This is a genomic window from Exiguobacterium sp. AT1b (assembly GCF_000023045.1).
Classification (GTDB): domain Bacteria; phylum Bacillota; class Bacilli; order Exiguobacteriales; family Exiguobacteriaceae; genus Exiguobacterium.
Genome location: NC_012673.1, coordinates 889,968 through 912,263, shown reverse-complemented (window position 1 = coordinate 912,263; position 22,296 = coordinate 889,968). Strand labels below are relative to the sequence as shown.

Sequence of the window (22,296 nt, the reverse complement as noted above, 5' to 3'; positions counted from 1 at the left end):
CCTTATTTGGCTTCCATACGACGTGAGATGGCTGTCAAGATGACTGCGATGATGACCATGATTCCACCGACCCAAGGTGTGTGGACGAGTCCAATTGAATCAGCGACGAGTCCACCGATTGTCGCACCAAGGGCAATCCCGATGTTGAAGGCCGCGATGTTGAGTGCGGACGCGACATCGACAGCGGCAGGTACATATTTTTCAGCCAATTGCACGATATACAGTTGAAGTCCAGGCACGTTCATGAAGGCGAGGAGACCCATCAAGACGATGGCGATCAGACCTGCCACTTTGAACGGAATCATGAACGACATGATGATCATGACCGCTGCGTGAACGATGAACATATAGAACAATGCTTTCGCCGGGTTTTCGTTGGCGAGTTTTCCGCCGACCGCGTTCCCGATAGCGACCGCGATTCCGTAAACGAGTAAGACGACGCTGATCAAGCTCGGGCTAATTTTTGTCACGTCTTGCATGATGGGAGTCAAGTACGTGAAGGCGACGAACGTTCCGCCGTAACCGAGTGCTGTGATCAAGAATCCGAGCATGAGACGACCGTTCGTGAGTAATTTCTTCATATCAGAGAACTTCGCTGGTGGTGATTGTTTCAAATCTTTCGGGATCAAGAAGAAGCTTGCGATGATTGAAACGACACCGAGTGCTGCGACGGCGAAGAATGTGGCACGCCATCCGAACGCTTGTCCGATGAAGGTACCGAGTGGGACCCCTGTAACGGTTGCGACGGTTAAACCTGTGAACATGAGTGCGATGGCACTCGCTTTTTTATGCGGTGGTACTAGTTGTACGGCAATCGTTGCGCCGATTGAGAAGAAGACACCATGCGAGAATGCGGTGATAAATCGGGCGACAATCAACAGTTCAAAGCTGGTCGACATGGCCGAGACCAAGTTTCCGCCGATAAAGACGACCATGAGTGCCATGAGTAACGTCTTACGGTTCATCCGGTTCGTCAGTGCCGTCAAAATCGGTGCACCGACGGCGACGCCGATCGCGTATCCCGAGATAATGAGACCCGCGAGTGTGATGCCGATGTTTAAATCATTTGCGATGGATGCGAGCAGTCCGACTGGGACGAATTCGGTCGTCCCGATGCCGAAAGCACTGATGGCGAGGGCGAGTAACGCTAATCCTCCATTTTTAGGTGCCTGTTCTTCAACGGGTTGTGAATAAGGTTGGTTCATGAGTAGTTCCTCCTAGTTGATAAAAAATAATGTGGAAGACGAGGGCCCTTCGTCTCCGGATAGCAAAGACATTTCACTTTTCTCTATTGTTCAGTACGGTCGAAAAAGTACCTTACCGTCTCAAGAGGATGTTACAAGCGAAATGAACTTGTATAGATTTGCTACAGTTGCTATCATAAGGGCATGAAAACAGTTTGAGAAGTACGTACTTTTTAGTGCGGTAGGCACCAAAAAGTGCCTATGGGAGAAACGGAGGAAATGATATGCCATATAATATTCCGGTCGAAGCGACACTTGACGTCATCGGCGGTAAATGGAAAGTCGTCATCATGTGTCACTTGATCAAAGGTGAGCGTCGGACGAGTGAATTGCGTAAGCTCATGCCGAACATCACCCAAAAGATGCTCACCCAGCAACTGCGTGAGCTCGAAGCGGATGGAGTCGTCGTGCGTACGGTGTACGAGCAAGTCCCACCGAAAGTCATCTACTCGCTCTCGGAGTACGGATGGTCACTCAAGCCAATCTTGGACGCCATGTGCGCCTGGGGCGAATGCCATATCGATCAGTCCGGTGAAGAGGTCATTTCATAACCATCACGGTCGTCCAATACGGACGACCGTTTTTCGTTGTGACAAGTCGGGTACAGGGACAGAGACAAGGAGGGAATTAGGATGGATGTGAAAACTTTTTTGTTTACAGATGACGGCTCCATTCCCAACCATCCGGATTATCCGGCGCTCCTCTATCGTGGCGTCTTTGATGACCCGAGCGGGATGCGAGAGACGTTCGCCCATAATGAATGGACGAACAGTTGGGTGAACGGGGTGTTCGATTATCATCACTATCACAGCAACACGCATGAAGTATTAGGCGTATTACAAGGTGAGGCGACTCTTCAACTCGGAGGGACGAACGGTGACCTCGTCCGCGTCCGCCTAGGTGATGTCCTCGTCTTGCCGGCGGGAACGGGACATCGGCGGATTGAAATGAGCGAAGATTTTCAAGTCGTCGGGGCATACCCGGACGGTCGTGACTATGATACGTTGACCGGGAAGACGGAAGAACGACCGGACAATGTGAAGCGAATCGAACAAGTCGACAAGCCGAAGTTTGACCCCGTCTTCGGGACGACGGGCCCACTACATGAGGAATGGACAAAGGAGGAAACGTTATGAATCAACGACTACCACATTCTTTATTACTCGCAGCTTTGAAACAAAACGTCGTCGAATTGAAAGATGGCCGCGAGATGCGCGCACTCGGGCAAGGGACGTGGCGTATGGGGGAAGACAAATCGAAGCATGATGCCGAGGTCGAAGCGCTTCGGACAGGACTCGACTGCGGACTTCATGTTATCGATACGGCGGAAATGTACGGGGAAGGGGAGTCTGAGAAGTTGGTCGGAGAAGCCATTCAAGACCGACGTGAGGACGTCTTCCTCGTCTCGAAAGTGTATCCATACAATGCGTATGGCGACAAACTCGTCAGCGCATGTGATGCGTCGCTCGAGCGACTCGGGACGGACTACCTGGATCTTTACTTACTCCATTGGCGAGGCGATGCCCCGCTCGAGGAAACGATTCAAGGGATGGAACAGCTTAAAGCGGACGGGAAGATTCGGGCATGGGGGGTCTCGAACTTCGATGTGGACGACATGGAAGAATTGCTGTCGCTACCGAATGGAGACAAGTGCGCGGTCAATCAAGTGCTCTATCATCTTGGCAGTCGCGGGATTGAGTACGACCTCCTTCCTTATCTAGAAGAACAAGGCATTCCCGTCATGGCGTACGCGCCGCTCGCCGAGGGAAGTGACGTGAAAAAAGACGTCTTCGAAAACGAGACGGTCAATCGGATCGCAGAGGCGTATAGTGCCTCCGTCGCACAAATCTTGCTTGCCTGGACGATCCGGAGCGGACACGTCATCGCCATCCCGAAAGCCGGGCAGGCTGAGCATGTCGAAGAGAATGCGGCGGCGCTCTTGCTCGACATGAGTGAGGAAGATTTCGCGGCGCTCGATGAGGCGTTCCCTCCACCGACGACGAAACAACCGCTAGATGTCATTTGACGATGTGAACTGGGCCAAACAAAGGTCCAGTTTTTCTTCTGTGGAAATCGATTGTCCTTTACAGGTTGCGGGTAAATATAGGAAGGACTTGCTTGTGTAGATGACATCGATACGACAAGGGAGCTGAACGCTATATGGAACAAACGTACACCGCTGAAGAATTCAAAGAGAAGATGTACTCGAATTTAAAGGTACGCCCGAGTGATTCCGTTATCCTCATGTGCTCCATCTTTATCGCGTCAATCGGATTGAATATGAACTCCATCCCCATCATTATCGGGGCCATGTTGATTTCGCCGCTCATGACGCCTATCCTGAGTATCGGTCTCGCTTTGTCGCTCTATGACATGAAACTTCTTCGAGCGGGTGTTCGTTTGTTGCTCGTCCAAGTCGCGGTCAGTCTCACCGTCGCGACCATTTATTTCGCCATCTCACCGATTACGTATGCGAGTAATGAAATCATTGCCCGGACCGAACCGACGATTTGGGATGTCATCATCGCCTTCGCCGGGGGAACCGCCGGCATCATCGGGGCACAAAAGAAGATGAGTAACAACATCGTCCCAGGTGTCGCCATCGCGACCGCCTTGATGCCACCGCTCTGTACGGTCGGCTATTCGATTGCGACATGGAACGTCGATTATTTGATTGGGTCGAGTTATCTCTTCGTCATCAACTGTGCGTTCATCGCCATTGCGACGTTCATCGGCGTCAAGTTCATGGGCATCTCGCAAGTGTTGACGAAACAAGACGCGAACCATAAAAAAATCAATCGACTTCTCATCGGGTTGTCTGTCCTCATCGTCGTCCCGAGTATCTTTTCGGCCACGACGCTCGTTCAAGACAGCATCGTCCGGACGGGAATCAACAATTTCATCGAAGAAGAGTTTTCAGAAGCCATCATTATCAGTCAGGACTATCAGAAAGATGATGATTTGCTTCTCGTGACGACGACGGGGAAACGGTTGACCGAGGAAGAACTAGCCGATATTGAATCACGTCTGCCGGACTATGGGCTACATGCGATTGAATTGTCCGTGACACAAGTACCGGATCTGAACGGTTTATCTGGAGAACAGGCAGCTCGCATTTTACAAGACTATCTCGAAAGTCGCCTGCAACAGTTCAACTTGTTCGACAGCCGTCAAATCGATTTGGAGGACTTGCCGTTCGAACTGCAAAATGAGATGAATTAGTATTTTGATTATTTTTAATTATGGATTGGTGATTGAAAATGATTTCTTTATATGAGCTAGATGATCATCACATTTCCCTTTCATTTAAAAAGGTAACTGGAATCTCAGAATGATTGAAGTAAAATAGACGTACATGACTATTGATGATCGTGATACACGAAGCGATTAACTTAAACTAGTTTACCGGAGGAGTTTTCATGTTTCTAAATGTACTTTTATTTTTTGAGATTTCAATAGTCTTATGTATGGTCTTTGCTCTGTACAAATTTAAACGTAAGCAATTTTCTAGTGATTTACTTTTTGTGTTTTTAGAAGAAAAAAATAGAATGCAGCTTGAAACTAAAAATATTGAAAGTACAAAATATCATAAAGTTAAAAATTTGTTGTTGTTGCAAGCTCTCAATATATTAATATTGCTTGTTACATTAAATTATATGGTTATAAGTAACGATGGTAGAAGTGAGATGAATTTAATTGTTGTCTTCTTCTTACTTCTTAATCGATATGTAGTGAATTTTTTTGTAGGGAAGAGTCTAAACTAAGTAGTGCAAAACCGTGTTGCTTAAAATCTGAATTCTCTTGGGTATCAGTCATAAAAGAATAAAAAAACAAATAGCAGAAATAACTCGAATTCAGTAGAGTTATTTCTGCTATTTTTCATATCGAGTGAATAAAATAATCCTGAAACGTCATTTTTCCAACGCGCCCGAATTTTGTATGGTAAGCCTATTGGGCGGAAGAAAAATTCAGTAATCATTTTATTTGTTAGTTCGCAAGTGGATGTTTCAAGAGATAGTCTTCGATTTGATCAATCGTTTCTTTCAACACGCCGTCTGCGAATGGAGACTTGAGACCCGCCAGTTCCACGAGTTCGAGGAACGAGCGGCTTCCGCCTGCCTGACAGAGTGTGAGGTAATCGCTCCATGCCGCTTCGCGGTCTTCATGCATGCGTACCCAGAACTGGAACGCACACACTTGTGCGAGCGTGTAGTCGATATAGTAGAACGGGCTTTGGAAGATGTGGCCTTGTTGGTGCCACCATGCGCCCGACTCGAGATAGTCGTTCGCCTCATAATCGCGGTGCGGGAGATAGACCTTCTCCAAATCGCGCCACGCCTGACGACGCTCGGCTGCCGTCATGTCAGGGTTGCGGTAGACGACGTGTTGGAACTCATCGACGAGCACGCCATATGGAAGGAACGTCATGCTACCGGCCAAGTGATTGAACTTATACTTGTCGACTTGGTCGCCGAAGAAGAGCTCCATCCATGGCCAACAGAAGAATTCCATCGACATCGAGTGAATCTCGCACGCCTCATATGTCGGGAAGGCGTATTCCGGTGTCGTCAAATGACGGCTCTCATACACTTGGAAGGCATGACCGACTTCGTGCGTGAGCACGTCGATGTCGCCGGCCGTCCCGTTGAAGTTCGAGAAGATGAACGGAAGCCCTTCAGACGGCAAGTACGTGCAATAGCCACCGCCGGATTTCCCTGGTTTCGCCGTCAAGTCGAGGGCGCCGCGTTCCTGCATGTATTGGAAGAACTCGTCCGTCTCGTTTGAGAGCTCACGATACATCTTGTTTCCGCCTTCGATGATGAACGACTCATCCCCTTGTGGTGTCGCGTTTCCGTCTGGGAAGACGAATGACTCATCGTAGTAATAGAGGTGGTCGACGCCGATTCGTTTCGCCTGCTTTTCTTTCAAAGCAGATGCGAGCGGGACGATGACGTCACGGACTTGCTTCCGGAAGTTGTCGACCATCGACTCGTCATAGCCGACACGCTGCATCCGTGCATAACCGAGTTCGACGAACGAAGGGAAGCCGAGCGCATGAGCGATTTCCGTACGGACGCGTACAAGTTCCCCATAAATGCGGTCGAGCTCGTCGCCATTGTCTGACAGGTATGTATAGCGGGCGACAGATGCGGCTTTTCGGACATCACGGTCTGGTGATTGGAGATACGGACCGAACTGTGACAAGTTGAGCGTCTTGCCGTCAAATTCGATTTGCGCAGCGGACATGACCTTTTGATAAGCGGTCGCGAGGCGGTTTTCTTCCTGTAATTTCGGGATGAGTGACTCCTCGAACGTTTCGAGTGCGCGTTCGGCGAGCGAGAACAATTGGCTGCCCCATTCCGCTTCGAGTTCAGTGCGAAGCTCGTGGTTCGTCAAGACGCGATAGTACGCTTGAATCTCCTTCTCATAGACTGGAAGTGCGTCGTCAAAGAAGGCTTGTTCTTCTTCGTAAAACGAATCGCGTGTGTCGACCGAATGTCGGATCGCGACGAGTTGACTTTGTGTCTCAAAATCGTTCCGTTCTTTGTTGATTTGGCGAATGAGTTCGTTCGCTTCTTCAAGTGTGCTGGCTTGCTGTAATTCGGCAGAATAGTCCGACAATCTGCTGTTTAAAGCGTCCAAGTCGGGCCGTTCATATGACAATTTTGTGAAAGTCGTCATTGTAAGCGCCTCCATCGTGTGAAATTTTTACAAAGTGTAAAAAGGGCTTGCAAAAGCGATTGCACACTCGTATTCTTACGATGTGTAAAACGATTTCGCACTACCTTATTACAACTATACCGTTAATGGGGTAGGGATTGAAGTATTAGCTTTTCGGGTATAAAAGTGGAGACTTCGATTCAATAGAACATGTTGGAGGGATTAAGCTATGGGATTCTTTAAAAAACTTTTTGGTGGTAAAGAAGAACAACTCAACGCGGTTTCACCGCTTACAGGAAAGGTCGTCGACATCACGAACGTACCGGACCAAGTATTCTCACAAAAAATGATGGGTGACGGGATTGCGATCGAGCCGACAGAAGGAAAAGTCGTCTCACCGGTTAGCGGAACAATCGCGACAGTCTTCCCAACAAAACACGCGATCGGTATCAACGCGGACAACGGTGCGGAATACTTGATTCACATCGGTTTGGACACGGTCAACCTTAAAGGTGAAGGCTTCGAGACACACGTTACAGAAGGTCAGTCTGTCAAAGCAGGCGACCCACTCGTCACGTTCGACCTCGACTTCATCAAAGCGAACGCGCCATCGACAATCACTCCGATCATCATCACGAACCACGACAGCTTCGGCGTGAACAAACTTGTCGCAGAAGGCGACACGGTGACAGCTGGATCTTCGGAAGTCGTCGAATTGACAAAGAAATAAGAAGACGACCCATGACTCGGGAGCTTAGGCTTCCGAGTATTTTTTTGCGAATGCGGGAATTATAATGAAGAGAGGGAAGGGGGAATTGAGATGGATGGAAAAAATGCACCATACCGGGGATACGGGGATCGGATTCGAATATTACGGGAACGGGCAGGATTGTCGATTGAGACGCTTGCGGAACGGATTGGCGTCGCCCCGTACTTTATTCGGCGTACCGAATTGAGTGAGGTCTATCCGACCATGCCTTACATAGAGGCGCTCGCAGACGCTTTGCAAATCGACCCGAACTATTTGGCACGTCATATTTGGACGGGGGAATCGCTCAAGGTACTCATGCGAGGAAAAGTACCGGAACTCGAACAGATGAAGCTCGCCTATGAAGAAGCGATGCACGGGAAGTCCGTCGAGGAGATGCAGCGCCAACTCGAGGAGCGGATGCGCATTTTTGACCTAATGCACGAAGAGGAGTTACATCGCATTTTCAAAGAAGACGAGGAACCGACGTCACACCATGCACTCGAAGCGCTCGTCGATGCGGTGCTTGACCTCGGACGGTCACATGACACGACGCGTCACATCGTCCCATTCGCTCGCTATGTGGAACGTCTCGTCCCAGACCAATTTGCGGACAACTCATTCCAGTACGCAGAGTATGGCGTCGTGGACAAATCCTATAAATTGCAATGACCGTAGAGCATTCTACGGTTTTTTGTGCACAAAAAAGTGACCAGGAGAATCTCCCGGTCACTTCAATCAGCGCATCGGACGCGCTTCGTAGCGTACTTTTGGACGTGTGCCGGCGAGTAAGAAGCCGAGCACGATATTCAAGATTGTGAGCACCCATCCGACATAACCGAATGTGTAGGCAAGACTCGCCAGCATCGTTTGCCAGTCGAGCAATGCTGCTGCGTCTCCGCGGAATGTGAAGCGGATGACGGTGAAGCCAATGAGTGTCGTTGCAGTAATCATGATGCCGACCCATGCGCCACCGAAGCGGGACGTTTGAGAACGTCTGCTGACCGGATACCAAAACGCGAGCGTTCCGATGAACGTACTGCCTGCATACGCAAGCAGGATTTGCCATAACGCATCCGCGTCTAAGAAGACGGTGTAACAGATGAACGTCGTGAGCGTCGTCATAAACGTAAAGATTAAGGCTGCGAGTAATCGTGATCGCATAGTTCGTTTTCCTCCTCATTTTGCACATTCTTTAGAGTAAACGAAAACGAATTTGCTGTAAACGTTATTGACGGTTTTGTAATATTTGTCGCCATTGTTTAATGGCGTTCGTTCCATAGAACAAGACGCCACCACGATAGAATTTCGATCCAATCCACAACGTGACACCGATCGTTCCGATGAGTAACCCGATGGAGAGCGCCACTTCCCATACGGCCACATCGACGAGCATGACGCGAAGGAACATGAGCATCGGAGCGAAAAACGGGACGAATGAGAGGATGGTCACGATGGTCGCATCCGGGTTGTTCAAACCGAACATCGCCACTAAGAATGCGGCGACGAGGAGCATGATGACCGGCATGACCATTTGTTGTGACTCTTCGACTCGGCTGACGAGTGAGCCGAGGACGGCGAAGAGTGAGGCGTACAACAAGTATCCGAGCAAGAAGAAGACGAGTAGATAGATGACGGCCCGTGCGTTGCCGGCGTTCTCGATGACCGTCGTCGCCAGTTCGCTACCACTCGCACTCACATAACCAAACCCGAGGAAGATTCCGATTTGGATGAGGGCAAGCGTCCCGATGGCGGTCACTTTCGCAAGCATATGGGTCACCGGATGAGTCGTCGAGATGATGAGCTCCATGACACGCGATGACTTCTCCGTCGTCACTTCTGTTGAAATCATCGATCCGTACGTGATGATCGAGATGTACAAGAGCATCAACATGACGTAAACGAGCGCCGAGGACGAGAGGAGCTCATCCGAGTTCTCTCCACCGCGTCCGAGATAGGACTCGTCGAGTTGAATCGGTTCGCTGAGGGCAGCGATGACGGCCGGGTCGACATCGGACGATTCGATCAATTCCGCATTGCGTAACTGTTGTAAGGATGTTTGTAAAAGAGTCGTGAACTCCTGTTCCGGGCGTTCGGAGATGACGCGGGCATCATAGCCGTCAACAAAGGCGACGACGCCGTATTCCCCGTCATTGATGCCGGCCCGCGCCTCTTCTTCCGTGATTTCGCTAGAGGCGACGTCTTCATAGCCGAGAGACTTCATCGTGTCGACGAGTTCTGTGTTTTCAGATACGACGAGAGCACTCGCCTGTTCAGAGTCCTCGAAGGAGGACATGATGCGGTCGATGTTCGTAAACCCGAAGATGAACAGGATCGTCAACGCCGTCGAGATGAGGAATGCTTTCGAACGAATTCTCGATTTGAGTGTGAACGCATAGAGTGGTCCAAAGTTATGAAACATGCTGTCCGACCTCCTTGATGAAGATGTCATTGAGCGATACCGGTTGGCGCATGAACGTCTTCACGTTCGCCTGATGACGGACGAGTGCCGATAGGACGGCGTCACTATCTTCGAAAGAATGCAAGCGTACGAGATGACCGGATTTGTAGGGCTCGATTGTCTCCACGACTGGGAGCGACTCGAGAATGTGAATCTGGTCCGTTTCAATGAAGAGGGCAGGCTCTTCGTATCTTGACTTGATTGTCGGGACGTCACCGCTCACGACGGCACGGCCACCTTTCAAGATGCCGACGTGTTGACACAATTCTTCGACATGCTCCATTCGATGACTCGAGAAGACGATGGTCGTCCCGGCGTCACGCAATGCGAGAACTTCACGCTTCAGAATTTCGACGTTGACCGGGTCGAGCCCGCTGAACGGTTCGTCTAAGATGACGAGTTCCGGATTGTGGAGCAGGGCGGCGACGAGCTGAATCTTCTGTTGATTTCCTTTTGATAGCTGCTCGACGCGCATCGTCTCATATTGAGGAATTTCGAGGCGTTCGAGCCACGACTTGACCGCGCGTTTGGCGTCGCTCCCGCGCATGCCTTTTAGGCTTGCGAGAAAGACGAGCTGTTCACGCACTTGGGATTTCGGATACAGGCCACGTTCTTCGGGCAAATAGCCGACGATGCGATGGTCGACCGCCTTGCCGTTCCACGTGATGCTTCCATCGGTCGGCTTAAGGATGTCGAGGATCATGCGGAATGTCGTCGTCTTGCCGGCACCGTTTGCACCGAGCAGACCAAACATTTCCCCTTGTGGGACGCGGAATGTGAGGTCGTCGACAGCTTTAAAGTCACCGAACTCCTTGGTGACGCGTTCGATATGTAATGCCATATTCTATTCCCTCCTTAGAATGTCTCTTCTTCTATCGTACGCCACCTTGAGCAAAAAGTTTCACTTTTTCTGGTAAATGATTTATCTTGAAATCAAGATAATAAAAGGAGGATGACAATGAAAACGCAGTCTACGGGAATCCATCACATTTCGTCGATGGTACAAGACCCACAACGCACGCTAGATTTTTATGGACAGGTGCTCGGTCTCCGCTTCGTGAAGCAGACCGTCAATTTTGATGACCCGGGCACGTATCATCTCTATTTTGGGGACGAAGTCGGGACACCAGGAACGGTGATCACGTTTTCCCGATTCCTGGATTAGGGAAAGGGCAGGTCGGGAGCGGACAGGTTGGCGTGACGACTTATCTCGTACCGGCAGGAAGTTTACCGTTCTGGGAAGAAAGACTACAACAGCAAGGGATTGCGACCGTCGCCACTGAACGGTTCAGCGAGGCATCACTTTTATTTGAAGACCCGGACGGACTCGTCGTCGAACTCGTCGCCCGACCGAGCTCTAAACAGACACGCTGGGTCATCCCCGGTATCACAGAACATGAAGCGATTGTCGGATTCGCCGGAGCGACTTTGTTGTCGAAAGCACCGGACGAAACCGTGCGCTTGTTGACGGAACTGTTCGGCTTTGAACGGGTCGCAGAGGATGAAGAGTGGATCCGTTTGAAAGGGTCAGCCGATTACGGGAACGTCATCGATGTGAAGAAAACGATTTTACCAAACGGGGTCCCTGGAACGGGAACGGTTCATCACATCGCGTGGCGCGTTACCGACGGAGACCATTATCCGACCTGGCAAGATGCCATCTTTGACCTTGGGTTAAGACCGACCGAAGTGAAAGAACGAAACTATTTCCGCTCCGTCTATTTCCATGATGCCGGACGTATCCTGCACGAACTCGCGACGGACGTACCTGGATTCACCGTGGACGAATCCGTTGACACGCTCGGTGAGACGTTGCGCTTACCGCCATGGCTCGAAGCGGACCGAGATAAAATCGTCCGCACACTACCAACAATCACGATCCCGAGAGGAGAACGCATATGATTCATCAATTCATTCAAGGTACCAAAGAGACGACACTCGTTTTATTGCACGGAACTGGAGGGACCGAACAGGATTTGATTCCGCTCGCGAAAGAACTGTCGACCGAGGCGAACATCTTGACGCTTCGAGGGGATGTCATCGAAAACGGGATGTCCCGTTTCTTCCGTCGTCACGCGGAAGGGGTGCTCGACCTTGAAGATTTAAAGAAACAGACAGAACGCTTCCTTCACTTTTTAGATGAAGCGGCGACAACGTATGGCATCGACCGAGACAAGATGATCCCGCTCGGCTATTCGAACGGGGCGAATTTGATCGGGTCGGCGCTTTACCGTCATCAGGCGTTCACTGCTTCACTCCTGTTCCACCCGATGGTACCGGACCGTTCATTGACGCTACCTGACTTGTCAGGGTCGAACGTGTTCATCTCGGCTGGCGAACGTGACCCGATTTGCCCGAAAACAGAAACAGAAGAGCTGACATCGACACTCCGAAGCGCGGGAGCGGATGTCGAACTCTTCTATCACTTTGGGGGACATGAACTTCGCATGGAAGAAGTCGAGGCAGCACGGACATGGATTGCCGCACATCTCGACTGATTCATTCAAGCCATTTTCTTCGGTTTGTTCGGACGAGAATAGACAACGAGGACACCTCGGTCAATCAAATAGGCGGCGAATAAACGTTTCGCTTCCTCAGCACGCACAGTTCGGTCGATTTGGATATACAATCGGCCGAGCTTTTTTTGTGAGGTGCGCGTGAGCAACCAAATCGAGTCGAGCGTATACTGCCAACTTTGGAGCGTGTCGCCACCGATGTATAAGTAGCGGTTTTGGGTACGCTCAAGTAAGTAGTTGAGCCACCAGACGTCACGAGCCAGTTTGGCGCAGACACCGAGCACGAACGTGAGACCGAGGAAAGCCATGCTAGATAAGACAGGATGAATGGCAGAGAACCCGTTGCGGACGGACTCGAAGGCGACAAGGAGCAATCCGACGGAAAAGACGCTGACGAACCACCAGAATCCGAAGTTAGAGAATGAACGTTTTGGGTCGTGCACCATATGATGTCGATTCCGGATGATCGATGCCATTCTCTCCACCTCCTTTATTAGAATATTCTGAATATTTAGTAACACTACTATACTATACTGTACCCAATCCCGTCTATTTGAATACGCGCACAACATGCTGAATCGTGAGGATTTTTTGACGTTTCGGCTTGTATTCCTCGAATTATGGGAATGATGACAGTGAAGACATGAAAATTTTGTTGAAACGTAATTTCACTTTGCGGAGGAATCGCTTATGATAGGTGAGGGATTTTTCCATGACCTTCATGGATTCTGTCTATAAAGAGAACGTGAAAACATGAAGGTCAGCTTCATTGCAGTCATCATAGAGAACTAGAGGGAATGTTATGAGAAATTATTGGTATGACAATATTAAAGGAGTACTCGTCCTACTCGTCGTCTTCGGACACTTGTTGACCGATGTCCGCGGCGCTTATGACGACATTTTACCAAAGTGGGTGTATCTGTTCCTGTATACCTTCCACATGCCGTTGTTTATCATGTTGAGCGGTTACTTTTATCGGGAGAACCGCTATTTGCGCGTGATCCAGTTATTCGTGGTCTATGTCATTTGGCAGGTCATCCTTGGGTCATGGTTCGCGTTTACAGAAGGGATCCCGATTTTCTCACTTGAAAATCCGGGACTGAATTTGTTGAAGCCATACTGGGCGCTTTGGTATCTGATGGCCATCATTTTCTGGTACATCATCACTCCGTACGTGACACAACTGAAGGGGTACGTGTTGTATGCACTATTATTCGCGCTCCTGTTCGGATTCCAAGCCGAGGCGACAGGGTATTTCGCGTTAAGGAAAGTCATCATGTTCTATCCGTTCTTCTTGATCGGGAACTGGATGTCCGAGCGCAATACGCTCAACTTCTTTGAGCTACCGAAACGGGCCGAGCACCGGAACCGATACCGCATCGGCGGGGCGATCGTTTTCACTACGCTCACACTGGGGCTCTTGGTCTCCATGCGCGTCCAACAAGACGATACGTTCTACCATATCGGCAACTTGTTCAAATTCCGTTTCGCCTATGACACGGCCGTCCCTGAGGCGATGTGGAGCGGTCCGTTCGCCTTCTTGATCGTCTATACGGTGTCGCTCCTCATGTCGATCAGCTTCGCGCTCATCATCCCGGGACGACAGCTGCCGATTTTCTCGCGTGCCGGACAGTATAGTCTGTACGTCTATCTCGTCCACGTCTTCTTTGTCGTCGCCTGGAAGGCGTTCATACCGGCAGGATTCATGCCGACATCTTGGATGCAACTGCTCGTCTTGTTCGGGGTCGCCTTTGTGATGGTCCTCGTGATTATCAGTCCACCGATGGTCCGTCTCTTGCGTCCGCTCGTCGAGATTGACGTGAAGCGTGTCCAAAATACGAAGGGTGTAAAAGGGTAAAGTCTTTTCTAAACGCAACATTTCCGCTACACTTTATTAAGAAGAAACGAAACTAGAGTTAAGGAAGTGACCCTATGCCATACGAAAATGGAATGCACAGCACAGAAGGCGACGTGAACGTATCACGTCACGTCGTTGAAATGATTGCCGCGGTCGCGGTCAAAGAAACGAAACACGTCTCGTTCACGCAAGAAGATACGAAATTGTCAGAGCGTGCGCTCATGAAACATGTGAAAGTCGATGAGTCGGACGAAGGCATCACCATCAACCTATCACTTTACATCGCTTACGGACAGTCAATCATCAAAACGGTGACGGCCGTCCAAGAGCGCATCACGCAAGATATGGACACAATGCTTGCGATGACACCACGTTCTGTGAACGTGAAAGTGGTCGGGATTCAGCTGTAATAAGGAAGAGGAGAGCACAGGCTCTTCTCTTTTTTTGATTTTTGCGAAAACGGTTGCATCAAGATAACGTTTTCATTTATAATAGAAATCGAACAAGTGCAACCGTTTGCATCATTGACCAAACGTGCGACGGGTACTTGTCAAGTTCCCTAAATGTAGTCTGACGACACAAGCATTTGAAGGAAAGGCGGAAAGCATGTATGTCAACGATTGAAGCAGTGATTTTCGATTTGGACGGTGTCATCACTGACACGGCAGAGTACCATTACCTCGCTTGGAAGCAGCTCGGTGAAGAGCTCGGAATTCCATTTGACCGCGAATTCAACGAAACGCTCAAAGGCGTGAGTCGGACTGAGTCGCTTGAGCGGATCCTTACGCTCGGCGGTAAACAGAACGATTTCACACCGGAAGAGAAAGAAGAACTCGCACAAAAGAAAAACGAGCACTACGTTGAACTCATTCAACATATCTCATCCGACGATCTTCTTCCTGGTATCGTTTCATTCCTCGATGAAATCAAAGAGGCGGGACTCAAAATCGGAATGGCTTCTGCATCAAAGAACGCATTTGCGGTCGTTGATGCACTTGGTGTCCGCCATTACTTCGACCATATTGTCGATGCAGCAACTGTCGCCCAGTCAAAACCACACCCCGAAGTGTTTTTGAAGGCCGCTTCTGCCCTTGGCGTGAAACCCGAACTCGCCATCGGCGTTGAAGACGCGGCTGCCGGCGTAACTGCAATCAAAGCGGCAAATATGTTTGCTGTCGCCGTCGGAGAAGAATCGATGCTTGGTCATGCAGACCTCATCGTCGCTTCTACTGACGAACTTTCGCTTGAACGCATCCTCGAACGCGTTCACGTGTAAATGACTACAATCATCTTCCGTGAGACGGCGACTGCCCCGAACAGTCGTCGTCTTTTTTGAGTCAAAAGTCCTAAATAGACAGAATTGCCCAAAAAGAGATGACAAACACATTACAAATCCGTTACACTTTTATAGAAGATATTGAGGGATTATTAGGAATTACTGATTTAAATTAGGGAATTCCAAATTATAATTGGATGTAGAAGGGGATTTGTGTATGGAATCTACGAATGTCAATGACCACATTTATCGAGAATTGATGGAAATTGAGGAGTCGTATCGTCAATTGCAACGACGTGCCGAGTATTTGATTGCAGAATTGAGTCGAGATAAAGAAGAGAAGGACCCAATGACTGATGCGTCAAAACGCCTACGTCCACGCCGTGTGAACCAGCGTTATCCGCTCGAGGTGTACGTTCATCAAGTGACGGATCTATTGAAAGAACGTCAGACGATGAGTGTGCGTGATATTCAAATGGAACTTGAACTCCGTTACCGTCATCACATCAGCAACATTTACCAATTGATGGTGAAGATTGAAGGGGTCAACCCGGAAATCAAAAAAATTGGTCGCGGCTTGTATACATACGAACCGACAGAAGAAGTGGCAGCGACACTTTCATAATCCAGAGCCGATGGGGAACGCCTCATCGGCTTTTGTTGTAAACGGACTGATATCTACTCATGAATTCAAAATATGATATAATTCGCCAGAGTCTATTTTTTTGAGAGAGGAACTGTCGGCCCATGCTATGGATTGCCATGTTGGTCAGTTTTGTGATGGCCATCTTGATTACACCGCTCGTTCGTCGATTCGCATTTTTCATCGGTGCGGTCGATCATCCGAACGCACGAAAAGTACATTTACGGACGATGCCACGAATCGGGGGTCTTGCGATCTTTATCGCATTCTTCATCGGCTATGCCTTGCTGCTTCCGACGAGTCGTTATAACGATGCCATCTTGATTGGGGCTGTCGTGATTCTCCTTACCGGACTGATCGATGACCGGTTCCAACTATCGGCCCGCGTCAAGCTGATGGGGCAGATGATTGCGACGGTCGTCGTCTTGAACTCGGGGATGCGAATCGAACTCATCAATCTTCCGTTCGACCAGCAACTCTACCTCGGGTCATGGAGCATCCCGATCACCGTCCTCTGGCTGATTGGGATCACGAATGCCATCAACTTGATTGACGGTCTCGATGGTCTCGCCGCCGGTGTGTCGAGCATCGCCCTCGGGACGATTGCCGTGTTAGCCATCATTCAGGGGAACGTCTATTTGACGATGATGGCGCTCTTGCTTCTTGCGAGTACGCTCGGGTTTCTCGTTCATAATTTTTATCCGGCGAAAATCTTTATGGGCGATACGGGAGCACTGTTCCTCGGGTACATGCTCGCCGTCTTCTCGCTCATCGGGTTTAAGAACGTGACATTGTTCTCGCTCGTCGTCCCGGTCCTCTTGCTCGGGTTGCCGATCTCGGATACAATTTTCGCCATCGTGCGCCGGCTCGTCCAAGGGCGACCGCCGATGTCGCCGGATAAATCGCATATGCATCATCAGTTGATCGATATGGGCTTCACGACACGGCAAGCGGTCCTACTCATGTACGGGATGACCTTATTCTTTGGCATCTCATCCATCTTGTTCGCCAAGACGACGATGCTCGGTGCGGTCATAACGTTCATTGTCGTGTTAATTGTCATCGAATTGATCGTAGAATCGACCGAACTGATTCATCCGAACTATAAACCAATCATTCGCACGTCCCGACGACTGCTCGGTCGACCGCGAACCTAAATAATAGCCAGTATCGCCGCGCGATACTGGCTATTATTTGTTTTAGTACGTGATCGTTTCGGTCATCGAATCGTCCGTTTCATCGGTTGACGGTTCGTCCGCCGTGACGGGCATCCCGAGCTCCGTCTGGAGAAGGGCCTGGGCGTCACGAAGGTCAGCCGGGTCGATTTCATAATAGTAGACCCCGTTCAGCGTCAAATCAGTCCCTTCGAGTGTTTCGCGGTTGAACGACTTCAGCGACTTTGCGTACGGCTGAAGTTGTGAGGCCTCTGACAACGTCATGTTCGTCCGGATGTTCTCGCCGACGGCATTCATGATCCGGTTCAGCTTCGTAAACGAGTTGATGGTCGTCGCCTCATTGATGATGGCCTCGATGACTTGCTGTTGTCGACCGGCTCGACCGATGTCGCCGGCAGGGTCTTGCTTCCGCATCCGAGCGTAAGCGAGTGCTTCTTTTCCGTTCAAGACTTGAACGCCAGGCTCTAGCTCGACATTTCCGGTCGCTCTACCGGAGATAGGGATGAGGACGTCAATCTCGACGCCACCAACCGCATCGACCAAATCTTCGATTCCATCAAAGTTAATGGTCGCATAGTAATCGATCGGGATGTCGAGCAAGTTCTCGACGGTCGCGATGGTCGTGTCGATTCCTCCGTAAGCATACGCATGGTTGATCTTGTCTTTGAATGGATCCTCATTGTCAATGATGATGTCGACATACGAGTCACGTGGGATGCTGACGAGCGTCACTTGCCGCGATTCCTTGTTGAACGTGGCGACCATGAGCGAATCGGTCCGTCCTTCCTCGAGCGAGGCGCCGCCATCGACTCCTGCTAACAGGACGGAAAAGTGATCTTTCGTCAAGTCGATGGTCTCGTCGCGACGTTCTGACTTATCGCCACGTTCCAACGCCTTGTTCGCGTTTTCGGCGGTTTCATTCGCTTTGAAGACAAAATAGCCGAAAGCGGAACCACCGATCAGCAATACGACACCCAACACGATGAGGACAATTTTCCAAGGTGATCTTTTCTTGCGTGGGGGTGTTTCCATGTTGTTTCCTCATTTCAGTCGTTTCTTTTAGTATAGGGGTTTCAGCGTTTGAAATCACGTTCGATGATGCGGATTGTATGAGTTTGAAGCTGACCTTGACCGTTCGTCATGTCTGTTAGCCAAGCGAGTGCCTCCTCTGTCTCTTCCACGGGGACCGACACATGAAACGTGACAAGGTCGGCGTAGATGATGTCATCGAGCAGGTAGCTAGACTGTCTCAACTCATTTTCGACTTTCCCAATCCATGTATAGTCGACGGTGAGTGTCAATTGTTGCATCGGTAGACGTTCGACGATTCCGATCGCATCGAGTCCTTCGCTCACAGTTCCACCGTAGGCACGAATGAGTCCGCCGCCACCGAGCTTGATTCCACCGAAATAACGTGTCACGACGACGACCGTATCTTTCAAGTGGCGTTTACGTAACACCTCGAGCATCGGCATGCCGGCCGTACCGCTCGGCTCCCCGTCGTCATTCGCTTTCTGGTGCTCGTTTCGTTCCCCGATGATGTAGGCGGAACAGTTATGATTTGCGTTCCAATGCTCTTTCTTGATGGCTTGGATGAACGTCTGCGCCTCTTCCTCGGTTTCGACACGTTTGAAATGAGCAATAAATTTTGATTTTTGGATAACGACTTCGTATGTTCCACTTTGTTTTATAGTATAATTTGACTCAATAGACATTTCTGAAAATTCTCCTTTCTATTTTTGAATATTTTTTTTAGAATTCAAGTAGGCACATATGCTATTTATAGCGAATGGAATTATAGAAAATCTCTCATGTCCGCTGTAAACCTGTTTAGAGTGGGACGATATATAAGAATAGATGAGGATTAACTACCGAACTATTAGGGGATGGCATCGTGAATCATATTACCGATCGGACAGCTTTAGAACATATCATAACAAATATGATTGAAACGGTGACGGAAAGTAAAGAGGAGATTGTCCGTATAACCGAAAGTTCTGCAACTGAATATTCAGCAATTCAAAACGAGTTAAAAGAATTGACGGATAAAATCGAGTTCTACATCGAGGAGTCCGATCGACTCGACCGACTCGTGAAAGCTGCAAAGGCCAAGCTCGTTCAAGTCAGCAAAAAGTTTCATATACATAGTGAACAAGAAATTCGTGAAGCCTACGAACGGGCGAATCAAATGCAACTCGAGCGTTTTCTTGTTCAAAAAGAAGAAATGGCGGCACAGCAACGCCGGAATGACTTAGAGCGTCGTCTGCTCATCTTAGAGGATACGATCGAACGTGCCGAAAAGTTGATCGGTCGTGTGAGTGTCGTCTTGAACTTCTTACGGGATGACCTACAGCAAGAGTATTCGGACATGATGAAGAAGCAAGAAATGGCCATCGGCGTATTCGAAGCGGCCGAGCGCGAACGGCGTCACCTCGCCCGCGAGATGCACGACGGTCCAGCGCAATCGCTTGCCCACATCTTGATTCGTGCCGATTTGATTGAAAAGACGTTTGACAAACGAGGAAAAGATGAAGCATTTGCCGAATTACATGAATTGAAAAAGTTGATTCGTGGGGCACTCGTCGACGTCCGTCGTTTGATCTATGATTTACGTCCGATGTCGCTTGACGATTTAGGCTTTTTGCCGACGCTCGAGCGCTATCTCCATCAAACGGAGGAGTATACGGCGATCAAGACACGTCTCAACTATCGGGGGTCGCGTGCGCGATTACCGGAGAAACTGGAGATCAACGTATTCCGTCTCGTTCAAGAATCGGTCCAAAATGCGATCAAACATGCAAAAACAGCCGAAATCATCGTCAATGTCGAGCAGGCGAGTGATGTGATTCATATTCACGTCCGCGACTACGGTGTGGGGTTTGAACCGAGCGCGATTGGCGAAGAGTCGTTCGGGATTGTCGGAATGCGCGAACGAATTGAATTGGTGAACGGAAGCATCACCATCGACTCGGAAGTCGGCAAAGGGACGGTCGTCCGAATGTCGATTCCGATTCCGTGAGAGAACAAGGGGGAAGACATACATGGAAATGACACAGACACGCATTGCAATCGTGGATGATCACGAACTGTTCCGTGAAGGATTGAAGCGGATTTTTGATTTGGAAGATGAATTTACAGTTGTCGCCGAAGGGCGCACGGGTCGTGAAGCCATTCGCATTGCTGGCGAGCAAAAACCAGAAATTTTAATCATGGATATCAACATGCCTGACATGAACGGGATCGAGGCGACAAAGCAACTTTCCCTCCTTTCACCGGAAACACGTGTCCTCATCCTTTCAATCCATGATGATGAGTCATATATCACGCATGCGCTTGAAGCAGGGGCATCAGGCTTCTTATTGAAAGAAGTCGCATCGACAGAATTGATCTCGGCAGTCCGTGCCGTCGCAAAAGATGGGGCGTACCTTCATCCGAAAGTGACGACGAACGTACTGAAGGAGTACCGTCGCCTCTTGCAATTCAAAGGGGAACAAGCGGGACGCGGCGTCGAGAGCCGTACAGATGACCCGGTCTATCAATTGTTGTCACGCCGTGAAGTCGAGGTGTTACACCTTCTCGCAGACGGTCGCTCGAACCGAGACATCAGTGACATGCTGTTTATCAGTGAGAAGACGGTCAAAAACCACGTCTCCTCCGTGCTTCGTAAAATGGACGTGAACGACCGGACACAAGCCGTCGTGGATGCGATTCGCCGGGGTTGGGTCGAGATTTGAGCGTCACCGATGCTTTACCTCGTTTTTGTGTTACAATATGGAATGGAATCCTAACATAATTGGAAAAATGAAACGACGTAAAGTGAGGATATAGTATGGGAAACATTGCGATTTTAACCGACAGTACCGCCTATCTGTCGGATGATTTTTTGGCGCGACATGACGTCCATGTCGCACCACTCAGTGTCATCTTCGATGGCGCGTCGTACCGCGAGTCGATTGATATGTCGACCGAGGCGTTTTATGAGCGTATCGAGGCGGGTAACCTGCCGACGACGTCGCAACCGGTCATCGGTGAGACGGTCGAATTGATTGAGAGCTTGCCGGACGATGTGACGGACGTGATTGCGATCACGCTCTCCAGTGGAATCAGCGGAACGTACCAATCGATGGTCGCGCTAAATGACATGGTCGATGTGACGGTTCATGCGTTTGACTCAGAGATTTCGTGTATGCCGCAAGCGTTCATGGTCGAAGAGGCCCTTCACCTCCGTGACAACGGGGCGACACCAGAAGAAATCATCGCCCGACTTGAAACGGTCCGTGATTCGATTCGCGCGTACTTCGTCGTCGATGACCTCGACCATTTGCAACGCGGTGGACGGTTGAGCGCGGCGCAAGCGCTCGTCGGATCGTTCTTACAGATCAAGCCGGTCCTTCATTTCCAGGATAAATTGATCGTCCCGTTCGAGAAGATTCGGACGTACAAGAAGGCTGTGCGCCGAATCGAAGAGATGATGGACGAATCGATTGCCGGGGACGGTGAAGGCTACTGCATCGGCATCATTCACGCCAACTGCCCGGAGCGTCAGGCGGAAGAAATCGCTTCGATGAAACAGAAGTTCCCGAAAGCACACATCTCGGGAAGCCATTTCGGTCCCGTCATCGGAACGCATCTCGGACCTGGTGCAATCGGCATCACGTGGTATCGTCGCGAATGGTAAGAGAGACGACCGTCTAAGGTCGTCTTTTTCAATGGA

23 protein-coding genes and 1 pseudogene are annotated in these 22,296 nt (G+C 49.8%); 16 read left to right on the top strand and 8 right to left on the bottom strand.

Translation table 11 applies throughout. The features are described from left to right. Positions 1 to 2: 2 nt before the first annotated feature. Positions 3 to 1,205: an MFS transporter gene (locus EAT1B_RS04820; protein ID WP_012727012.1), complete on the bottom strand. Its 1,203-nt coding sequence runs from the start codon at positions 1,203 to 1,205 to the stop codon at positions 3 to 5. A 263-nt stretch (positions 1,206 to 1,468) separates the two neighbouring features. Between EAT1B_RS04820 and EAT1B_RS04815 the strand changes: the two genes are divergently transcribed. The 4 genes from EAT1B_RS04815 to EAT1B_RS04800 all read left to right on the top strand — a co-directional run bounded on the left by EAT1B_RS04815 (position 1,469) and on the right by EAT1B_RS04800 (position 4,466). Next, complete coding sequence (locus EAT1B_RS04815) at positions 1,469 to 1,795, top strand: helix-turn-helix domain-containing protein (protein WP_012727011.1); 327 nt, start codon at positions 1,469 to 1,471, stop codon at positions 1,793 to 1,795. Between the two features lie 81 nt (positions 1,796 to 1,876). Then, a complete protein-coding gene (locus EAT1B_RS04810) occupies positions 1,877 to 2,380 on the top strand; it encodes a cupin domain-containing protein (protein WP_012727010.1) in 504 nt (167 codons plus the stop codon). Then, positions 2,377 to 3,270, top strand: coding sequence for an aldo/keto reductase (locus tag EAT1B_RS04805; protein WP_012727009.1), 894 nt, complete (start codon positions 2,377 to 2,379; stop codon positions 3,268 to 3,270). The genes EAT1B_RS04810 and EAT1B_RS04805 overlap by 4 nt, the downstream gene beginning before the upstream one ends. Positions 3,271 to 3,404: 134 nt before the next feature. Further along, positions 3,405 to 4,466 (top strand): DUF389 domain-containing protein, encoded by a 1,062-nt coding sequence (locus tag EAT1B_RS04800; protein WP_012727008.1) that lies wholly within the window; start codon positions 3,405 to 3,407, stop codon positions 4,464 to 4,466. Between the two features lie 765 nt (positions 4,467 to 5,231). On the opposite strand, the gene EAT1B_RS04790 is transcribed toward EAT1B_RS04800, so the two are convergent. Next, a complete protein-coding gene (locus EAT1B_RS04790) occupies positions 5,232 to 6,926 on the bottom strand; it encodes a M3 family oligoendopeptidase (RefSeq protein WP_012727006.1) in 1,695 nt (564 codons plus the stop codon). Positions 6,927 to 7,134: 208 nt separating this feature from the next. Here EAT1B_RS04790 and EAT1B_RS04785 point away from each other — a divergent pair, with 208 nt between their 5' ends. Continuing rightward, positions 7,135 to 7,635 (top strand): PTS glucose transporter subunit IIA, encoded by a 501-nt coding sequence (locus EAT1B_RS04785; protein WP_012727005.1) that lies wholly within the window; start codon positions 7,135 to 7,137, stop codon positions 7,633 to 7,635. A 90-nt stretch (positions 7,636 to 7,725) separates the two neighbouring features. Further along, positions 7,726 to 8,325: a helix-turn-helix domain-containing protein gene (locus EAT1B_RS04780; protein ID WP_012727004.1), complete on the top strand. Its 600-nt coding sequence runs from the start codon at positions 7,726 to 7,728 to the stop codon at positions 8,323 to 8,325. Positions 8,326 to 8,391: 66 nt separating this feature from the next. Here the strand turns inward: EAT1B_RS04780 and EAT1B_RS04775 are convergent, their stop codons facing one another. The 3 genes from EAT1B_RS04775 to EAT1B_RS04765 form a co-directional block, all read right to left on the bottom strand. Further along, positions 8,392 to 8,817: a hypothetical protein gene (locus tag EAT1B_RS04775; RefSeq protein WP_012727003.1), complete on the bottom strand. Its 426-nt coding sequence runs from the start codon at positions 8,815 to 8,817 to the stop codon at positions 8,392 to 8,394. Between the two features lie 64 nt (positions 8,818 to 8,881). Next, entirely contained in the window at positions 8,882 to 10,075 is a 1,194-nt protein-coding gene (locus EAT1B_RS04770) for an ABC transporter permease (protein WP_012727002.1), read from the bottom strand. Next, positions 10,065 to 10,955 (bottom strand): ABC transporter ATP-binding protein, encoded by an 891-nt coding sequence (locus EAT1B_RS04765; protein ID WP_012727001.1) that lies wholly within the window; start codon positions 10,953 to 10,955, stop codon positions 10,065 to 10,067. The genes EAT1B_RS04770 and EAT1B_RS04765 overlap by 11 nt, the downstream gene beginning before the upstream one ends. A gap of 117 nt (positions 10,956 to 11,072) precedes the next feature. Here EAT1B_RS04765 and EAT1B_RS04760 point away from each other — a divergent pair. Continuing rightward, positions 11,073 to 12,016 (top strand): annotated as a pseudogene (locus EAT1B_RS04760) (ring-cleaving dioxygenase). Then, the gene (locus tag EAT1B_RS04755; protein WP_012727000.1) at positions 12,013 to 12,612 is read left to right on the top strand and encodes an alpha/beta hydrolase; all 600 of its coding nucleotides are present in this window, start codon (positions 12,013 to 12,015) and stop codon (positions 12,610 to 12,612) included. The pseudogene EAT1B_RS04760 and the gene EAT1B_RS04755 overlap by 4 nt, the downstream one beginning before the upstream one ends. 5 nt (positions 12,613 to 12,617) lie before the next feature. Here EAT1B_RS04755 and EAT1B_RS04750 read toward each other — a convergent pair whose 3' ends face one another. Further along, positions 12,618 to 13,106: a hypothetical protein gene (locus EAT1B_RS04750; RefSeq protein WP_012726999.1), complete on the bottom strand. Its 489-nt coding sequence runs from the start codon at positions 13,104 to 13,106 to the stop codon at positions 12,618 to 12,620. A gap of 326 nt (positions 13,107 to 13,432) precedes the next feature. On the opposite strand from EAT1B_RS04750, the gene EAT1B_RS04745 reads away from it, so the two are divergent. From EAT1B_RS04745 to EAT1B_RS04725, 5 genes are all read left to right on the top strand, one after another. Further along, positions 13,433 to 14,488 carry an acyltransferase family protein gene (locus EAT1B_RS04745; protein WP_012726998.1) on the top strand — a complete coding sequence of 352 codons (1,056 nt, stop codon included), beginning with the start codon at positions 13,433 to 13,435 and terminating at the stop codon, positions 14,486 to 14,488. Positions 14,489 to 14,562: 74 nt separating this feature from the next. Next, complete coding sequence (locus tag EAT1B_RS04740; RefSeq protein ID WP_012726997.1) at positions 14,563 to 14,898, top strand: Asp23/Gls24 family envelope stress response protein; 336 nt, start codon at positions 14,563 to 14,565, stop codon at positions 14,896 to 14,898. Positions 14,899 to 15,098: 200 nt separating this feature from the next. Continuing rightward, the gene (gene pgmB / locus EAT1B_RS04735; protein ID WP_012726996.1) at positions 15,099 to 15,764 is read left to right on the top strand and encodes a beta-phosphoglucomutase; all 666 of its coding nucleotides are present in this window, start codon (positions 15,099 to 15,101) and stop codon (positions 15,762 to 15,764) included. Positions 15,765 to 15,981: 217 nt separating this feature from the next. Then, on the top strand, positions 15,982 to 16,389 hold the full coding sequence (locus tag EAT1B_RS04730; protein ID WP_012726995.1) for a hypothetical protein: 408 nt from the start codon (positions 15,982 to 15,984) through the stop codon (positions 16,387 to 16,389). A gap of 122 nt (positions 16,390 to 16,511) precedes the next feature. Then, on the top strand, positions 16,512 to 17,564 hold the full coding sequence (locus EAT1B_RS04725) for a glycosyltransferase family 4 protein (RefSeq protein WP_012726994.1): 1,053 nt from the start codon (positions 16,512 to 16,514) through the stop codon (positions 17,562 to 17,564). 42 nt (positions 17,565 to 17,606) lie between these two features. On the opposite strand, the gene EAT1B_RS04720 is transcribed toward EAT1B_RS04725, so the two are convergent. Together EAT1B_RS04720 and EAT1B_RS04715 are read right to left on the bottom strand one after the other, a co-directional pair. After that, positions 17,607 to 18,614, bottom strand: coding sequence for an LCP family protein (locus EAT1B_RS04720; RefSeq protein WP_012726993.1), 1,008 nt, complete (start codon positions 18,612 to 18,614; stop codon positions 17,607 to 17,609). Positions 18,615 to 18,655: 41 nt separating this feature from the next. Then, a complete protein-coding gene (locus tag EAT1B_RS04715; RefSeq protein WP_012726992.1) occupies positions 18,656 to 19,297 on the bottom strand; it encodes a YigZ family protein in 642 nt (213 codons plus the stop codon). Positions 19,298 to 19,476: 179 nt separating this feature from the next. On the opposite strand from EAT1B_RS04715, the gene EAT1B_RS04710 reads away from it, so the two are divergent. From EAT1B_RS04710 to EAT1B_RS04700, 3 genes are all read left to right on the top strand, one after another. Continuing rightward, entirely contained in the window at positions 19,477 to 20,601 is a 1,125-nt protein-coding gene (locus EAT1B_RS04710; RefSeq protein ID WP_012726991.1) for a sensor histidine kinase, read from the top strand. 22 nt (positions 20,602 to 20,623) lie between these two features. Next, positions 20,624 to 21,316: a response regulator transcription factor gene (locus EAT1B_RS04705; RefSeq protein ID WP_012726990.1), complete on the top strand. Its 693-nt coding sequence runs from the start codon at positions 20,624 to 20,626 to the stop codon at positions 21,314 to 21,316. A gap of 95 nt (positions 21,317 to 21,411) precedes the next feature. Further along, the gene (locus tag EAT1B_RS04700; protein ID WP_012726989.1) at positions 21,412 to 22,260 is read left to right on the top strand and encodes a DegV family protein; all 849 of its coding nucleotides are present in this window, start codon (positions 21,412 to 21,414) and stop codon (positions 22,258 to 22,260) included. Positions 22,261 to 22,296: the final 36 nt, after the last annotated feature.